Origin of the sequence: Pseudomonas putida S13.1.2, assembly GCF_000498395.2 — a bacterium.
Lineage (GTDB): Bacteria > Pseudomonadota > Gammaproteobacteria > Pseudomonadales > Pseudomonadaceae > Aquipseudomonas > Aquipseudomonas putida_Q.
Map to the genome: position 1 here is coordinate 4,746,440 of NZ_CP010979.1, position 14,019 is coordinate 4,760,458.

Genomic DNA, 14,019 nt, shown 5'->3' on the forward strand with positions numbered 1-14,019 from the left:
CCGAAAAAAAGGCCCGTTCAATGACGGGCCTTTTTTCATTCAGGCAGCGCTCAACGCTTGACCGGCGCCGGCTGCTGCTGAGTCAGGCAGTGGATGTTGCCGCCACCCAGCAACAATTCGCGGCCCGGGATCATCACCACTTCGTGGTCAGGAAAGATCTTTGCCAGAATCGCTCTGGCTTCGGCATCTGCCGGGTCGTCGAAGCTTGGCGCAATGATGCCGCCGTTGACGATCAGGAAGTTCACGTACGAACCGGCCAGGCGCACCGACGGGTCTCGCTCCTGGCTGCCGGCCACCTGGTCGACACCGGCACACTCTTCAGCGGTGGCAAACAGCGGGCCTGGGATCGGCATCTTGTGCACGATGAACTCGCGGCCCTTGGCATCGCGGGTGTTTTTCAACACCTCCATGGCCGCGTGGCAGCGCGCATAGTTGGGGTCGTTGGAATCATCGGTCCAGGCCAGTAACACTTCACCGGGGCGCACGTAACAGCAGAAGTTGTCGACGTGGCCGTCGGTTTCATCGTTGTACAGGCCATCCGGCAGCCACACCACGGTGTCGACCGCCAGTTGATCGCGCAGCACGGCTTCGATCTGCTCGCGGTTCAGGTGCGGGTTGCGGTTACGGTTGAGCAGGCATTCCTCGGTGGTGATCACGGTGCCTTCACCGTCCACGTGGATCGAACCGCCCTCCAGTACGAAGCCTTCGGTCTGGTAGCGCTGGCAGCGCTCCATTTCCAGCACCTTGGCGGCCAGTTCCTCGTCGCGGTTCCACGGGGCGTACAGGCCGCCATCGAAGCCGCCCCAGGCATTGAAGCCCCAGTCCACACCACGTACTTCACCTTGGTCATTAATGACGAAGGTTGGGCCGGTATCACGCACCCAGGCGTCGTCGTTGCTGATTTCGACCACGCGAATGTTCGGCTGGTCGAGCTGGCGACGGGCATTTTCGTACTGGCCGGCGGAGGCCGCGACGGTCACAGGTTCGAAGCGCGCAATGGCCTTGGCCAGGGTAACGTGAGCAGCCTGCGCCGGCTTGCCGCCCAGGCGCCAGTTGTCCGGGCGTTCCGGCCAGACCATCCACACCTGGGTTTGCGCAGCCCACTCGGCAGGCATGTGGAAACCATCGGCACGGGGCGTGGAGTTGAGGGTTTTCATGGGTGACCTCTGTGATGGCCCTGAGCCGGAGTGTGCTGGGGCGTTTGTGAATTTATAACCGATATATATCGATATTTAAAGCCCGAAAACCTAAGATACTCAGGCCGCTCGGCGCCTTTAAATCGATAACAATCGACGCCCATTCCAGATCATCTGGTGTAAGGAACGCCCTGCCGTCTACCATAGCCACACCTTATGCATCCTGTTACAGCTGCGCGCGGAAATTTCCGGCAAGGCCGACTAGGGTCAATACTGGGCAACGGGCCAGCGAGCCGCTATGAACATCACCCCTACCGCAATCCCTGAAGTACTGATCATCGAGCCGAAGGTTTTCGGTGACAGCCGTGGTTTTTTCTTCGAGGCATTCAACGCACGCGAGTTCGCACGGCAAACCGGCGTGTGCACCGAGTTCGTGCAGGACAACCACTCGCGGTCCATCAAGGGCGTGCTGCGTGGGCTGCACTACCAGGTGGAAAACACCCAGGGCAAGCTGGTACGGGTGGTGCACGGGGAAATCCGCGATGTCGCCGTGGACGTGCGCAAAAGCTCGCCAACGTTCGGCCAATGGGTCGCCGTGCACCTGTCGGCCGACAACCACCGCCAGCTGTGGATACCCCCCGGTTTCGCCCACGGTTTTGCGGTGGTGAGCGAATCGGCCGAGTTCCTCTACAAGACCACCGACTACTACAACCCGGGCGCCGACCGCTGCATTCGTTGGGACGACCCGCAACTGGCCATCGACTGGGCGCTGCAGCAGCCACCGCTGCTGTCGGACAAGGACAAGGTCGGCCTGCCACTGGCAGAGGCGGAACTGCTGCCTTAACTAGCGCATAATTGCGTCAGACTTTTCTGGCGCATTTACGTGATGATTGCAAAACCCACGCCCCCACGCCGTCCCCGCTGGCGCAGCCTGGCCCTGTTGGCCCTGTGCCTGGCCCCCTTACTGTGGCCCCTGCACCATTTGGCCGAACGCTATTACCAGGAAGAGCTGGCCTCGCAGAACCGCCAGACCCTCGACCTGTACGTCGCCAACCTGCTCGGCACCCTGCACCGTTACGAAACGCTGCCACAGATCCTCGGCGACCTGCCGGCGCTACGTGGCGTGCTGGCCGACCCGTTCCGCCTGGAAGCGGTGACCAACGCCAACCGCCTGCTCAAGGGCATCGTGCAGCAGACCGGTGCCGAGGTGATGTACCTGATGGACGTCAGCGGCAACACCCTGGCCGCGTCCAACTGGGACAAGCACGACAGCTTCGTCGGCCGCAACTTCGCCTTCCGCCCCTATTTCAACGAAGCCATGGCCGGCCACCTGGGCCGCTTCTTCGGCCAGGGCACCACCTCGGCCAAACGCGGCTACTTCTTTGCCGCAGCCGTGCGGGACGGCGAGCGTATTGTTGGCGTGCTGGTGGTCAAGGTTGACCTCGACCACACCGAAACCCTTTGGGGCCGCACCCCCGAGCAGCTGTTACTGACCGATCACAATGGTGTGGTCATCCTGACTTCGCGGCCCGACTGGCGCTTCCGTGCTACCCGCACGCTGACCGAGGCCGAGCGCCAGGCCATCATCGCCATCCAGCCCTACCCAACCCAGGCCCCACAACCGCTGGTGCTCAGCCCGGACGCCTGGATCACCCAGACCCGCGACATCAAGGAAACCGGCTGGCAGGTCAGCATCCTCGCCCCGCGCATGCTGGTCGACCGCTCGGTGCAAACGGTAATGGCCATCGGTGCCGGTACGCTGCTGGTAGTGATGCTGCTGGCCGGCCTGGTCATGCAACGGCGGCGCCACTATATCGACCGCATCGACTTCGAGGCCCGTGGCCGCCAAGAGCTGGAAAAGCGTGTGGCAGAACGTACCGCCGACCTTGAAGGCCTGAACACCCGGCTGAAAAATGCCGTGCTGGAACGCGAAAACGCCCAGCAGGAAGCGGTGCGCGCCCAGGACGAACTGGTGCAGGCCGGCAAGCTGTCGGTACTCGGCACCATGTCGGCCAGCATCAGCCACGAGCTGAACCAGCCGCTGGCGGCCATCCGCAGTTACGCGGAAAACGCCGAGATCCTGCTCGACCACCAACGCACCGATGACGCCCGCGGCAACCTCAAGCTGATCGGCGAGCTGACCGGGCGCATGGCCTCGATCATCGCCCACCTGCGCGCCTTTGCCCGCCGCGACCGGCATGCCCCGGAAAGCGTGGCCCTGCAACCGGCCCTGGACGATGCCCTGGCACTGCTGGCCAAACGCCGCCGGGCAATGGCCGTTGAGCTGATCCGCGACCTGCCGGAGGCGACCTTGTGGGTACAGGCCGGTGAAACCCGCCTGCGCCAGGTGCTCGGCAACCTGCTGGCCAATGCCCTCGACGCCTTGACCGAAAAGGCCAACCCGCGCCGCTTGTGGCTAAGTGCCGAGCAGCGCGATGACTGCGTCTACCTGTACATCCGCGACAACGGCCCCGGTTTCAGCCGCCAGGCCCTGGAGCATGCCAAGGAGCCGTTCTTCACCACCAAGACCCGCACCCAGGGCCTGGGCCTGGGCCTGGCCATCTGCGAAAGCCTGATGCGCGCCTTGGGCGGTGAACTGCTGCTGGCCAACCACCCGGAAGGTGGCGCACTGCTGACCCTGCAACTGCGTGTGGCCGCGCCCGGCGCTACGTTGCCCAATTCGGAGGACCCCTCGGCATGACCACCGAGACACTGATCGACAGCCAAGCCCAGGTCATCCTGGTCGACGACGACCCGCACCTGCGCCAGGCCCTGAGCCAGACCCTGGACCTGGCGGGGCTCAAGGTGGTCGCCCTGGCCGATGCCCAAGGCCTGGCCGACCGTATCGAGGCTGACTGGCCCGGTGTGGTGGTCAGCGACATCCGCATGCCCGGCATCGATGGCCTGCAACTGTTGGAGCAGCTGCACGGCCGCGACAGCGAGCTGCCGGTGCTGCTGATTACCGGCCATGGCGATGTGCCGCTGGCGGTGCAGGCAATGCGCGCCGGGGCTTATGATTTTCTGGAAAAACCCTTCGCCACAGACGCCCTGCTCGACAGCGTGCGCCGGGCCCTGGCCCTGCGCCGCCTGGTACTGGACAACCGCAGCCTGCGCCTGGCACTCAGCGACCGCCAGCAACTGGCCACCCGCCTGGTCGGCCATTCGCCCTCCATGCTGCGCCTGCGCGAGCAGATCGGCGCCCTGGCCGGCACCCGCGCCGATGTGCTGATCCTGGGTGAAACCGGCGCTGGCAAAGAGGTGGTGGCGCGCGCCCTGCACGACTTGTCCAGCCGCCGCGACGGCCCGTTCGTGGCGATCAATGCCGGTGCGCTGGCCGAGTCGGTGGTCGAAAGCGAGCTGTTCGGCCATGAGCCCGGCGCGTTCACCGGCGCGCAGAAGCGCCGTATCGGCAAATTCGAGTTCGCCAACGGCGGCACGCTGTTCCTCGACGAAATCGAGAGCATGAGCCTGGATGTGCAGGTAAAACTGCTGCGCATGTTGCAGGAACGGGTGGTCGAGCGGCTAGGCGGCAACCAGCTGATCCCCCTGGATATCCGCATCATTGCCGCGACCAAGGAAGACCTGCGCCAGTCCGCCGACCAGGGGCGCTTTCGGGCCGACCTGTATTACCGCCTGAACGTGGCGCCGTTGCGTATTCCACCGCTGCGCGAGCGCGGCGATGACATCCTGGTGCTGTTCCAGCACTTCGCCGATGCCGCCAGCCAGCGCCATGGCCTGCCACCGCACGCCCTCCAGCCTGCCCAGCGTGCCGTGCTGCTGCGCCACCCCTGGCCAGGCAATGTGCGCGAGCTGCAGAACGCCGCCGAGCGTTTCGCCCTTGGCCTGGAACTGGCCCTGGACGGCCAGGCGCCGCCGGCGACAGCACCGGCGCTGCCCATGCCGAGCGGCAACCTCAGCGAGCAGGTCGAGCACTTCGAACGCTCGCTGATCGCCGCCGAACTGGCCCAGCCACACAGTTCCATGCGCAGCCTGGCCGAGGCGCTGGGCATCCCCCGCAAAACCCTGCACGACAAGCTGCGCAAGCACGGCTTGAGCTTTGACGGCGCCAGCGGCGGGCACGACGATCAAGAGGACCACCGTTGATGAACACCGATAGCCAGTACCTGCAGTCCGTACTGCACAGCGACATCCCGCTGACCCGCGAAATGGGCCTGGAAGTGATCGATTGGCAGCAGCACACCCTGCGCCTGCAACTGCCGCTGGCGGCCAACGTCAACCACAAGAGCACCATGTTTGGCGGCAGCCTGTATTGCGCGGCAGTGCTGGTGGGCTGGGGCTGGCTGCACCTGCGCCTGCGAGCGCTGGGGATCGATGATGGGCACATCGTTATCCAGGAAGGACAGATCAGTTATCCGTTACCGGTTACCGGTGCGGCGGTGGCGCGGTGTGCAGCGCCCGACGAAAAGACCTGGGAGCGATTCCTGGCCATGTACCAGCGCCGTGGGCGGGCGCGGTTGACGTTGGAAACCACGGTGAGCAATGCCGGCAGTGACGAGCCTGCGGTGAAATTCAGCGGCCAGTACGTGCTGCACCGCTAATGCGACTAACACGGCCCCTGTAGGAGCGGCCTTGTGTCGCGATCGGGCCGCAAAGCGGCCCCGGCAATTTCGGTGGCGAAGCTGAAACCTTGGGGCCGCGCTGCGGCCCGATCGCGACGCAAGGCCGCTCCTACAGGAGGTGTGCTGCTAGATCAGGCTCAGGAAGGCCTGGCGCCATGCAGCATTGGCGGGCAACGCCATGAAATACGGATTTAGCAGCGACTCACGTGGCGGGTACCGGAACGGCAAGCCATCCAGCCCGATCACTTCGCCGCCGGCCCCTTCCACCACACCCTGCGCCGCCGCAGTGTCCCACTGCGAAGTCGGCGCCAGGCGCGGATAACAATCGGCGCTACCCTCAGCCAGCAGGCAGAACTTCAACGAACTGCCTATATTGGCCAGTTCCAGCTCACCCACCGCAGCCCCAAGGCCGGCCAACAGCGCTTCCTGCTCCGGGCTGGAATGCCGACGGCTGGCCACCACGGTAAAACGCTCGCCCTGCGCGGGTGCGTTGCGTACCTGGATCGGCTGGGCTGCCTCACCGGCATCCGCACGCCAGGCCCCCATGCCGCGCCCACCGAAATAGCAGCGCCCATTGGTGGGCATCGACACCACGCCAAACACCACCTCGCCGTTTTCAACCAGGGCAATGTTGACCGTGAACTCCTCGCTGCCGGCAATGAACTCCTTGGTGCCGTCCAGCGGGTCGACCAGCCACCAGCGGCTCCAACCCTCACGCTCGGCCAGCGCAATATTGCAGTCTTCCTCGGACAGCACCGGAATATGCGGCGCCAGCGCCAGCAGGCCATCGGCAATCACCCGGTGCGCTGCCAGGTCGGCGGCGGTCACCGGCGAATTGTCGGCCTTGTTGGTCACGGCCACGTCGGCACGCCAGAACGGCAGGATCGCCTCGCCAGCGGTCAGTGCCAGCTTGACCACTTCGTGCATCAGTTGCAGGTCGTTCATAGCTCCAGCAGACCCCGCTGGATCATCAGGTCACGGGCCAGGTACAGCGCCGCCAGGGCACGCCCCTCGGTGAACTGTGGGTGCATGGCCAATGCCGACAACTCGCGCAGGTTGACCTTGTCGACCCGCATCGGCTCTGGCTCATCGCCTTCCAGGCGCTCTTCGTACAGGTCGGTGGCCAGCACCACCTGGATCTTCTGGCTCATGTAGCCCGGCGACAGCGACAGCTCGGTCAGGTGCTCCAGCTGGCGTGCGCCAAAACCGGCTTCTTCCTTGAGCTCCCGGTCGGCTGCCGCCAGCACATCCTCGCCCGGCTCGATCAGGCCCTTGGGCAACGACAGCTCGTATTCATCGGTGCCGCCACAGTATTCCTCCACCAGCACGGCATGCTCGGCGTCGAGCATGGCCACGATCATCACTGCGCCGTAGCCGTTACCCCGGCCCACCAAACGCTCGTAGGTACGCTCAGTGCCATTGCTGAAGCGCAATTGTACGGCTTCGACGCGGAACAGACGGCTGCTGGCGACGATTTCGCGGCTGAGGACGGTGGGTTTCTGGCGCATGGGGCGGCTCCTTGGCGTGAACGGGTTACTATACCGTGGCTAGCCGACTGATCGAGAGTTTCCCATGCCTGTTATTCCCTGGTCTGCCATCGATACCGTCCTGCTGGACATGGACGGCACCCTGCTCGACCTGCATTACGACAACCGCTTCTGGCTGGAGCACCTGCCCCAGCGCTATGCCGAGCTGCACGGGGTGAGCCTGGCCATGGCGCAAATGGAGCTGCAGCCACTGTTCGAGCGCAATGCCGGCACGCTGAACTGGTATTGCCTGGACTTCTGGAGCCGCGAGTTGCGCCTGCCGATCCGTGAGCTGAAGCAGGAAATCGCCGACCTGATCGCCCTGCGTCCAGACGCCGATACCTTCCTGGCGGCAATCCGCAAGGCGGGCAAACGCGTGGTGATGATCACCAATGCTCACCGCGACTCGCTGTCGCTGAAGCTGGAACGGGTGGAACTGGCGCCTTATTTCGAACGGCTGATCAGCTCGCACGATTATGGCTACCCCAAGGAAAGCCCGCAGTTCTGGGATGCCTTGCAGGCAGATATTGGCTTTGAGCCAGGGCGCAGCCTGTTCATTGATGACACGCTGGCGATTCTGCGCAGCGCGCGGCGGTTTGGTGTGGGGCACTTGCTGGCGGTGCGCCAGCCGGATAGCCAGGCAGGGCCGCGGGACACTGAAGAATTTGCGGCGGTCGAGGATTACCGGGAATTACTGGTAGGCCTATGAGGCCCTCTTCGCGGGTGAACCCGCTCCCACAGGTACTGCGCCAGCCGTGAGAGGGCGCTCAACCTGTGGGAGCGGGTTCACCCGCGAAGAGGCCGGTACAGGTTTCAGAGATCAGTCAGGAATACGCAGCACCTGCCCCGGGTAGATCTTGTCCGGGTGCGACAGCATCGGCTTGTTGGCCTCGAAGATCTTGTTGTACTGGTTGGCATTGCCATAAACCACCACAGAGATGGCCGACAGCGTGTCGCCCTTTTTCACAGTGACGAACCTTGCCGCCTTCACCACTGGCCCGGTCACGGTGATCTGGTCATCCACGCTGGCCACACCATTGATGTTGCCGGCTGCAAGAATGATCTTTTCCTTCTCCTCCTGGCTGGCCACTTCACCCTTGAGGGTGATCGTGTCTCCCTCTACAGTGGCGGTGATGTTCGGGTTGCCCAGGCCGACACTTTCCACGTGTTTCTTCAGTTGCTCTTCGGCATTGGCGTTACCGGGGGTGAGCAGGTCGATCAACTTCTCGCCGGCTTCCTTCACGAAACTGAACAGGCTCATTGCGCTCTCCTTGTTGACGAAACCTCGGACACAGGAGTCTAGGCCAGCTTTTCCACTCCTGCCCCAGTGCGACCAATCGACGCGGTCTATCAAGGCATAGACCCTAGCGATTAGACGCGGCCGGCCCGCAAGCCTAGGCTTGTGCTATCAGAAAGCCGCCGGTATTCAACACCCCGATGAACAGCAAACCTCCGGTCTGCGCGGCCTCATCGCCCTTGTCCATGCCCGCCGCCAGCAATACCTACGATTACGTCCAGCTCAGCGACGCCAGACGCGACAGCACCCCGCTGGCCGAAGAAGTGGCCCTGGCCATTGTCTACAACGGCCTCAACCAGGCAGTGATGCTGGTCAGCCCCACCGACCTGGACGACTTCGCCGTCGGCTTCAGTGTGGGCAGCGGCATTGTCGAAGGCACCGCAGAAATCTACGACCTGAAGCTCTCCGGCAGTGGTTCGGCGATGTACGCCGACCTGGAAATTTCCAGCCGGGCGTTCTGGAACCTGAAAAACCAGCGCCGCCAATTGGCCGGCACCAGTGGCTGCGGCCTGTGTGGGGTCGAAGCCCTGGAGCAGGCGCTGCCGGACCTGGCCGTGCTGCCGGGTGCACCCCTGCCCCCGGCCGAATGGCTGGTCGGCCTGCGCGAACGCATCGATGCCTTCCAGCCGCTGGGTCAGCATTGCGGGGCTGTGCATGCCGCACTGTTCATGGACCGCCATGGCGAGTTGCTGCTCGGCCGCGAAGACATTGGCCGGCACAACGCCCTCGACAAGCTGATCGGCGCCCTGCTGCGCCAAGGCATCGACAGCCAGGGTGGCCTGGCCATCGTCACCAGCCGCTGCAGCCTGGAGCTGATCCAGAAAGTATTGCGTGCCGGCATCCAGACCCTGGTCAGCCTGTCGGCGCCCACCGGCCTTGCCCTGCAATGGGCACGCAAGCACAACCTCAACCTCATCCATCTGCCCAAGCACAGCGCACCGCGGGTCTACAGCCCGGCGGCGGAGTCGTAATACCCGTGACCTCCTACCAGCACCTCCCGGACAACGCCCCAGCCTCTACCCCTCGCTACAAGCCCTACCACGGCCCGGCCGGTGGCTGGGGCGCGTTGCGCAGCGTGGCCAAGGCCTGGGTCGGCAGCGACAACGCGCTGAAGAACATTCGCGCCCTGCTCAAGACCAACCAGAACGGCGGCTTCGATTGCCCGGGCTGCGCTTGGGGCGATTCGCCGGAAAGCGGCATGGTCAAGTTCTGCGAGAACGGCGCCAAGGCGGTGAACTGGGAAGCGACCAAGCGCCGCGTCGATGCTGCCTTCTTCGCCCGTTACAGCGTCACCTCGCTGCTGCAGCAGAGCGACTACTGGCTGGAGTACCAAGGGCGCCTGACCGAACCGATGGTCTACGACACGCCCAGCGACCGTTACCTGCCGATCAGCTGGGATGCCGCCTTCGCCCTGATCGCCCGCGAGCTGAACAAGCTGGCCGACCCTGACCAGGCCGAGTTCTATACCTCGGGGCGCGCCAGCAACGAAGCGGCGTACCTGTACCAGTTGTTTGTGCGCGCCTACGGCACCAACAACTTCCCCGACTGCTCGAACATGTGCCATGAGGCCAGTGGCGTGGCTTTGGGGCAAAGCGTTGGCGTCGGCAAGGGCACCGTCACCTTCGACGACTTCGAGCATGCCGACGCCATTTTTGTCTGGGGCCAGAACCCCGGCACCAACCACCCACGCATGCTCGACCCGTTACGTGATGCGGTGAAGCGTGGTGCCCAGGTGGTGTGCGTAAACCCCCTCAAGGAACGTGGCCTGGAGCGCTTCCAGCACCCGCAAAACCCGCTGGAGATGCTGACCAACAGTGACCGGCCGACCAACACCGCGTTCTTCCGCCCGGCGCTGGGCGGCGACATGGCGATGCTGCGCGGCATGGCCAAGTTTGTCCTGCAATGGGAACGCGAAGCCCAGGCCAAAGGCGAACCGGCCGTGTTCGACCATGCTTTCATTGCCGAACATGGCCATGGCGTCGACGACTACCTGGCAGTGGTGGATGCCACGCCGTGGGAGCACATCCAGGCGCAGTCCGGCCTGACGCTGGCCGACATCGAGCTGGCCGCGCGCATGTACTGCCGTGGCAAGCGGGTGATCATGTGCTGGGCGATGGGCATCACCCAGCACCGCCATTCGGTGCCGACCATCCAGGAAATCGTCAACCTGCAAATGTTGCGCGGCAACATCGGCGCACCCGGCGCCGGCCTGTGCCCGGTGCGTGGCCACAGCAACGTGCAGGGCGACCGCACCATGGGTATCAACGAGCGCCCGCCGGTGGCCCTGCTGGATGCCCTCGAAAAGCGTTTTGGCTTCCCCGTGCCCCGGCACAACGGCCACAACACCGTCGAAGCGATTCACGCCATGCTCGATGGCCGGGCCAAGGTATTCATCGGCTTGGGCGGCAACTTTGCACAGGCCACGCCGGATACCGAGCGGACCGCACAGGCACTGCGCAACTGCGAGCTGACCGTACAAATCAGCACCAAGCTCAACCGCAGCCACCTGGTGCACGGCAAGCAGGCACTGATCCTGCCGTGCCTGGGCCGCACCGACATCGACCTGCAGGCCGACGGGCCACAAGCGGTGACGGTGGAAGATTCGTTCAGCATGGTGCACGCCTCCAACGGCCAGCTGAAACCGCTGTCGACGCAGATGCGCTCAGAACCGGCAGTGGTTGCCGGCATCGCCGCCGCTACCCTGGGCAAGCAACCGGTGGACTGGCACTGGCTGGTGGCCGACTACGACCGCATCCGCGACCTGATCGGCGATACCATCGCCGGCTTCAGCGGTTTCAACCAGCGCCTGCAACACCCAGGCGGCTTCTACCTGGGTAACAGCGCGGGCAGCCGCGAATGGAAGACCAGCACCGGTCGCGCCAACTTCAAGGCCAACCTGCTGCCGGATTCGTTGCTCGATGAGCGCGTGCGCGCCAGTGGCCAGCTGCCCGATCTGATCATGCAGTCGATGCGCTCGCACGATCAGTACAACACCACCATCTACGGCCTGGACGACCGCTACCGCGGCGTGCGCGGCCAGCGCGAAGTGCTGTTCGCCAACGAAGCCGACATCATCCGCCTGGGCTTCCAGCCGGGGCAGAAGGTCGACATCGTGTCGCTGTGGGGGGATGAGCATGTGCGCCGGGTACAGGGCTTCACCCTGCTGGCCTTCGACATCCCGGCCGGGCAGGCAGCGGCGTACTACCCCGAGGTGAACCCGCTGGTGCCGCTGGAGAGCATTGGCGACGGCAGCCATACGCCGACATCGAAGTTCATTGCCATCAAGCTGGAGCGGGCGCAGGACAACGGGCGCATCCTTTAGGCATTGAGTTGGCCTCTTCGCGGGCTTGCCCGCTCCCAGAGGTTCTCCACCCTCTTCAAGCCCGGTGAGGTACCTGTGGGAGCGGGCAAGCCCGCGAAGAGGCCAGAAGCGCCAGCGCCAAAAAGCAAAAAAGCCCTGTTCCATGGCGGTTCAGGGCTTTGTCATAAAGGTCTCAGACAGCCGAAAATCGATAAAGTTTCACAACAAATACAGTAACTTAGCGAATTGTGTACAACTCGTGTTACTCGTCGGATTTCCGTTGCCAGCCACGCCGCTTAGCCTCAAATTCGCCTCGTCATCCCTATGAGGCTCTCTTGATGAAGAAGTACTCCTCGATTTTGTTGTTGTCTTTCAGCTTGCTCAGCGGCGTTGCCATGGCAGGCGGCAATACCGAGGCCGGCATTGGCGGCGCATTGGGTGGGGTACTTGGCTCCGTAGTGGGCAACTCCATCGGTGGTAGCACGGGCGGTGCCATTGGCGCAGGCCTGGGCGGCGCGGCCGGCGGTGCCCTGGGCGCCGACAAGCGCCAGCGTGGTGAGGCCGCTATCGGCGGCGCGCTGGGCGCAGCTGGCGGTAACGTGGTCGGTCGCTCGGTGGGCGGCACCACCGGTAGCTACATTGGCGCAGCAGCCGGCGGTGGCGCCGGTGGTGCGCTGGGTAACTACATGGGCAACAAGGCCGACGAAGACGAGCGCCATGACGACCGCCGCTACCGTCGCGGCTACGACGACCGTCGCCACTACGATCGCGGTCGCCACTACGGCCACCGCAAGCACAAGCGCCACTGGCGCGACTGATGCCTGAGGGCCCTGCCCTGGCAACAAAAGCCCCGCCCCTTTCGGCGGGGCTTTTTTATGCCTGCTGTTCCAGTACCAGGCCAGACAGGATCATTTGCAGCGGCTCAGGCAACACCACAGGACGACCACTGGCCCGTTCGATGAACACCTGCACCACCGTACCTGCCGCACACGCCTCCGGCTCGCCCGGGCGGAACAGCGCCAGGCGGTACTCCACCGTGCTACCCGCCAGGCGCGTCACCCCCAAGCCCACTTCGAGTACGTCGGGGAAGCCCGGCAGCGCGTAGAAATCCGCCGCCGAACTGACTACGAATGCCGCCAGCTCGCCGTCACGCAGGTCCACCTCGGCCTGTTCGACAAGGAAGGCCTGGATAGCCGTTTCGAAAAAGCCATGCACGGTAGCACCGGCGATATGGCCGTTGACGTCGTTGTCCGAAGGGCGAGTGAGGATGGGGTGGAAGTGGGAGAAGGCAGTGCGCTGAGGGGATTCGGTCATGAGTTATCCACAGTTGGTTGCAATCGATCAGGAAGCTTCCCACAACAAGTTCGGAAGGCCTATAGTCGCAATCAACTATAGATTGCATAGCATGGTCAGTCCCGATGAAGCCGAGAAATACACCCATGCCAACTCATCATCTCGACCATGCCAACCTGAGCCGCATGGCGGAATCAGGCCGTATCAACGCTACGCATATCGTAGGTCACCCAGGGGGCTGGGCGGTTCAGGTAGACATCAACCATCAGGAACATGTGCTTACCGCCCAGCGCAGCGGCAACGTCAGGCTTTTCAAGAAACTTGAGACTCTGGTGACTTACCTGCTGGATCTGGGAATCGACCATTTCGTGGTCGACGCATCCACTTTCGATCCTGGGCAGATGACTACTTATCAACGGCCTGACCGCGCCCAGGCGTTGAAGCGGGCCCATGAAGCAGCTGCCTATGAGGCGTGGTTCCACGAGCAGGTAATAGCGAGCCTGGATGACACAGCGCCAGTGATGGATGATGAGGAGGCCGAACTACTGTTTGCTGCTCGTCGTGCCACCCTGGCTGCCAAGATACGTTGATGCGGCTTATGTGGCGCCAAATGGCGCTCAAAGACCGCATGCGCATCATGGACCATATCGCTCAGGACAATCCTGCAGCGGCAATCGAGCTGGACGAAACCTTCGGGGACAAAGCCAGGCGCGCAGCACTGAATCCGGTTCTCTACAAGGTGGGCAGATACCCAGGAACCAGGGAAATCGTAGTCAGGCCCAATTATGTGATGATCTACCGCATCGTAGATAACCGTGTCGAGATCATCCGCATTCTGCACGCCCGACAGCAATGGCCTTGAACACCAGATACAAAAAAGCCGCCC

The 14,019-nt window shown here is 63.7% G+C and carries 15 protein-coding genes; 10 read left to right on the top strand and 5 right to left on the bottom strand.

The window, feature by feature from the left end; translation table 11 throughout:
• Nucleotides 1-50: 50 nt before the first annotated feature.
• Entirely contained in the window at nt 51-1,157 is a 1,107-nt protein-coding gene (gene aguA, locus N805_RS21005; protein WP_028614140.1) for an agmatine deiminase, read from the bottom strand.
• 277 nt (nt 1,158-1,434) lie between these two features.
• Between aguA and rfbC the strand changes: the two genes are divergently transcribed.
• The 4 genes from rfbC to N805_RS21025 are packed head-to-tail and all read left to right on the top strand — an operon-like array spanning nt 1,435 to nt 5,695.
• Nucleotides 1,435-1,980: a dTDP-4-dehydrorhamnose 3,5-epimerase gene (gene rfbC, locus N805_RS21010; RefSeq protein WP_028614139.1), complete on the top strand. Its 546-nt coding sequence runs from the start codon at nt 1,435-1,437 to the stop codon at nt 1,978-1,980.
• A 42-nt stretch (nt 1,981-2,022) separates the two neighbouring features.
• Nucleotides 2,023-3,837: a sensor histidine kinase gene (locus N805_RS21015; RefSeq protein WP_028614138.1), complete on the top strand. Its 1,815-nt coding sequence runs from the start codon at nt 2,023-2,025 to the stop codon at nt 3,835-3,837.
• Nucleotides 3,834-5,240: a sigma-54-dependent transcriptional regulator gene (locus N805_RS21020; RefSeq protein WP_028614137.1), complete on the top strand. Its 1,407-nt coding sequence runs from the start codon at nt 3,834-3,836 to the stop codon at nt 5,238-5,240. Before N805_RS21015 ends, N805_RS21020 begins: the two co-directional genes overlap by 4 nt.
• Nucleotides 5,240-5,695, top strand: coding sequence for a YiiD C-terminal domain-containing protein (locus tag N805_RS21025; protein ID WP_019474025.1), 456 nt, complete (start codon nt 5,240-5,242; stop codon nt 5,693-5,695). Before N805_RS21020 ends, N805_RS21025 begins: the two co-directional genes overlap by 1 nt.
• A 147-nt stretch (nt 5,696-5,842) precedes the next feature.
• On the opposite strand, the gene cysQ is transcribed toward N805_RS21025, so the two are convergent.
• Both cysQ and nudE read right to left on the bottom strand, forming a co-directional pair.
• The gene (cysQ, locus tag N805_RS21030; protein ID WP_019474032.1) at nt 5,843-6,661 is read right to left on the bottom strand and encodes a 3'(2'),5'-bisphosphate nucleotidase CysQ; all 819 of its coding nucleotides are present in this window, start codon (nt 6,659-6,661) and stop codon (nt 5,843-5,845) included.
• Nucleotides 6,658-7,224 carry an ADP compounds hydrolase NudE gene (gene nudE / locus N805_RS21035; protein ID WP_019474031.1) on the bottom strand — a complete coding sequence of 189 codons (567 nt, stop codon included), beginning with the start codon at nt 7,222-7,224 and terminating at the stop codon, nt 6,658-6,660. The genes cysQ and nudE overlap by 4 nt, the downstream gene beginning before the upstream one ends.
• 64 nt (nt 7,225-7,288) lie before the next feature.
• Between nudE and yrfG the strand changes: the two genes are divergently transcribed.
• On the top strand, nt 7,289-7,951 hold the full coding sequence (gene yrfG / locus N805_RS21040) for a GMP/IMP nucleotidase (protein WP_019474030.1): 663 nt from the start codon (nt 7,289-7,291) through the stop codon (nt 7,949-7,951).
• A 111-nt stretch (nt 7,952-8,062) separates the two neighbouring features.
• Here the strand turns inward: yrfG and lysM are convergent, their stop codons facing one another.
• Nucleotides 8,063-8,503 carry a peptidoglycan-binding protein LysM gene (lysM, locus tag N805_RS21045; protein ID WP_019472842.1) on the bottom strand — a complete coding sequence of 147 codons (441 nt, stop codon included), beginning with the start codon at nt 8,501-8,503 and terminating at the stop codon, nt 8,063-8,065.
• 176 nt (nt 8,504-8,679) lie between these two features.
• Between lysM and fdhD the strand changes: the two genes are divergently transcribed.
• The 3 genes from fdhD to N805_RS21060 all read left to right on the top strand — a co-directional run bounded on the left by fdhD (nt 8,680) and on the right by N805_RS21060 (nt 12,658).
• Nucleotides 8,680-9,510: a formate dehydrogenase accessory sulfurtransferase FdhD gene (gene fdhD, locus N805_RS21050; RefSeq protein ID WP_019472841.1), complete on the top strand. Its 831-nt coding sequence runs from the start codon at nt 8,680-8,682 to the stop codon at nt 9,508-9,510.
• A gap of 5 nt (nt 9,511-9,515) precedes the next feature.
• A complete protein-coding gene (locus N805_RS21055; RefSeq protein ID WP_019472840.1) occupies nt 9,516-11,861 on the top strand; it encodes an FdhF/YdeP family oxidoreductase in 2,346 nt (781 codons plus the stop codon).
• Nucleotides 11,862-12,178: 317 nt separating this feature from the next.
• Nucleotides 12,179-12,658 (top strand): glycine zipper domain-containing protein, encoded by a 480-nt coding sequence (locus N805_RS21060; RefSeq protein ID WP_016484415.1) that lies wholly within the window; start codon nt 12,179-12,181, stop codon nt 12,656-12,658.
• A gap of 55 nt (nt 12,659-12,713) precedes the next feature.
• On the opposite strand, the gene N805_RS21065 is transcribed toward N805_RS21060, so the two are convergent.
• Entirely contained in the window at nt 12,714-13,154 is a 441-nt protein-coding gene (locus N805_RS21065; RefSeq protein WP_019472839.1) for an acyl-CoA thioesterase, read from the bottom strand.
• Between the two features lie 125 nt (nt 13,155-13,279).
• Here N805_RS21065 and N805_RS21070 point away from each other — a divergent pair, with 125 nt between their 5' ends.
• The gene (locus N805_RS21070) at nt 13,280-13,723 is read left to right on the top strand and encodes a hypothetical protein (RefSeq protein ID WP_019472838.1); all 444 of its coding nucleotides are present in this window, start codon (nt 13,280-13,282) and stop codon (nt 13,721-13,723) included.
• Between the two features lie 20 nt (nt 13,724-13,743).
• Nucleotides 13,744-13,995, top strand: a complete 252-nt coding sequence (locus N805_RS21075; protein ID WP_329959573.1) for a type II toxin-antitoxin system RelE/ParE family toxin — start codon at nt 13,744-13,746, stop codon at nt 13,993-13,995.
• Nucleotides 13,996-14,019 lie beyond the last annotated feature (24 nt).

What these genes read in the sequence shown, in the direction of transcription:
- aguA (WP_028614140.1), bottom strand. Translation starts at nt 1,157, where the DNA reads ATGAAAACCCTCAACTCCACGCCCCGTGCCGATGGTTTCCACATGCCT.
- rfbC (WP_028614139.1), top strand. Translation starts at nt 1,435, where the DNA reads ATGAACATCACCCCTACCGCAATCCCTGAAGTACTGATCATCGAGCCG.
- N805_RS21015 (WP_028614138.1), top strand. Translation starts at nt 2,023, where the DNA reads ATGATTGCAAAACCCACGCCCCCACGCCGTCCCCGCTGGCGCAGCCTG.
- N805_RS21020 (WP_028614137.1), top strand. Translation starts at nt 3,834, where the DNA reads ATGACCACCGAGACACTGATCGACAGCCAAGCCCAGGTCATCCTGGTC.
- N805_RS21025 (WP_019474025.1), top strand. Translation starts at nt 5,240, where the DNA reads ATGAACACCGATAGCCAGTACCTGCAGTCCGTACTGCACAGCGACATC.
- cysQ (WP_019474032.1), bottom strand. Translation starts at nt 6,661, where the DNA reads ATGAACGACCTGCAACTGATGCACGAAGTGGTCAAGCTGGCACTGACC.
- nudE (WP_019474031.1), bottom strand. Translation starts at nt 7,224, where the DNA reads ATGCGCCAGAAACCCACCGTCCTCAGCCGCGAAATCGTCGCCAGCAGC.
- yrfG (WP_019474030.1), top strand. Translation starts at nt 7,289, where the DNA reads ATGCCTGTTATTCCCTGGTCTGCCATCGATACCGTCCTGCTGGACATG.
- lysM (WP_019472842.1), bottom strand. Translation starts at nt 8,503, where the DNA reads ATGAGCCTGTTCAGTTTCGTGAAGGAAGCCGGCGAGAAGTTGATCGAC.
- fdhD (WP_019472841.1), top strand. Translation starts at nt 8,680, where the DNA reads ATGAACAGCAAACCTCCGGTCTGCGCGGCCTCATCGCCCTTGTCCATG.
- N805_RS21060 (WP_016484415.1), top strand. Translation starts at nt 12,179, where the DNA reads ATGAAGAAGTACTCCTCGATTTTGTTGTTGTCTTTCAGCTTGCTCAGC.
- N805_RS21065 (WP_019472839.1), bottom strand. Translation starts at nt 13,154, where the DNA reads ATGACCGAATCCCCTCAGCGCACTGCCTTCTCCCACTTCCACCCCATC.
- N805_RS21070 (WP_019472838.1), top strand. Translation starts at nt 13,280, where the DNA reads ATGCCAACTCATCATCTCGACCATGCCAACCTGAGCCGCATGGCGGAA.
- N805_RS21075 (WP_329959573.1), top strand. Translation starts at nt 13,744, where the DNA reads ATGGCGCTCAAAGACCGCATGCGCATCATGGACCATATCGCTCAGGAC.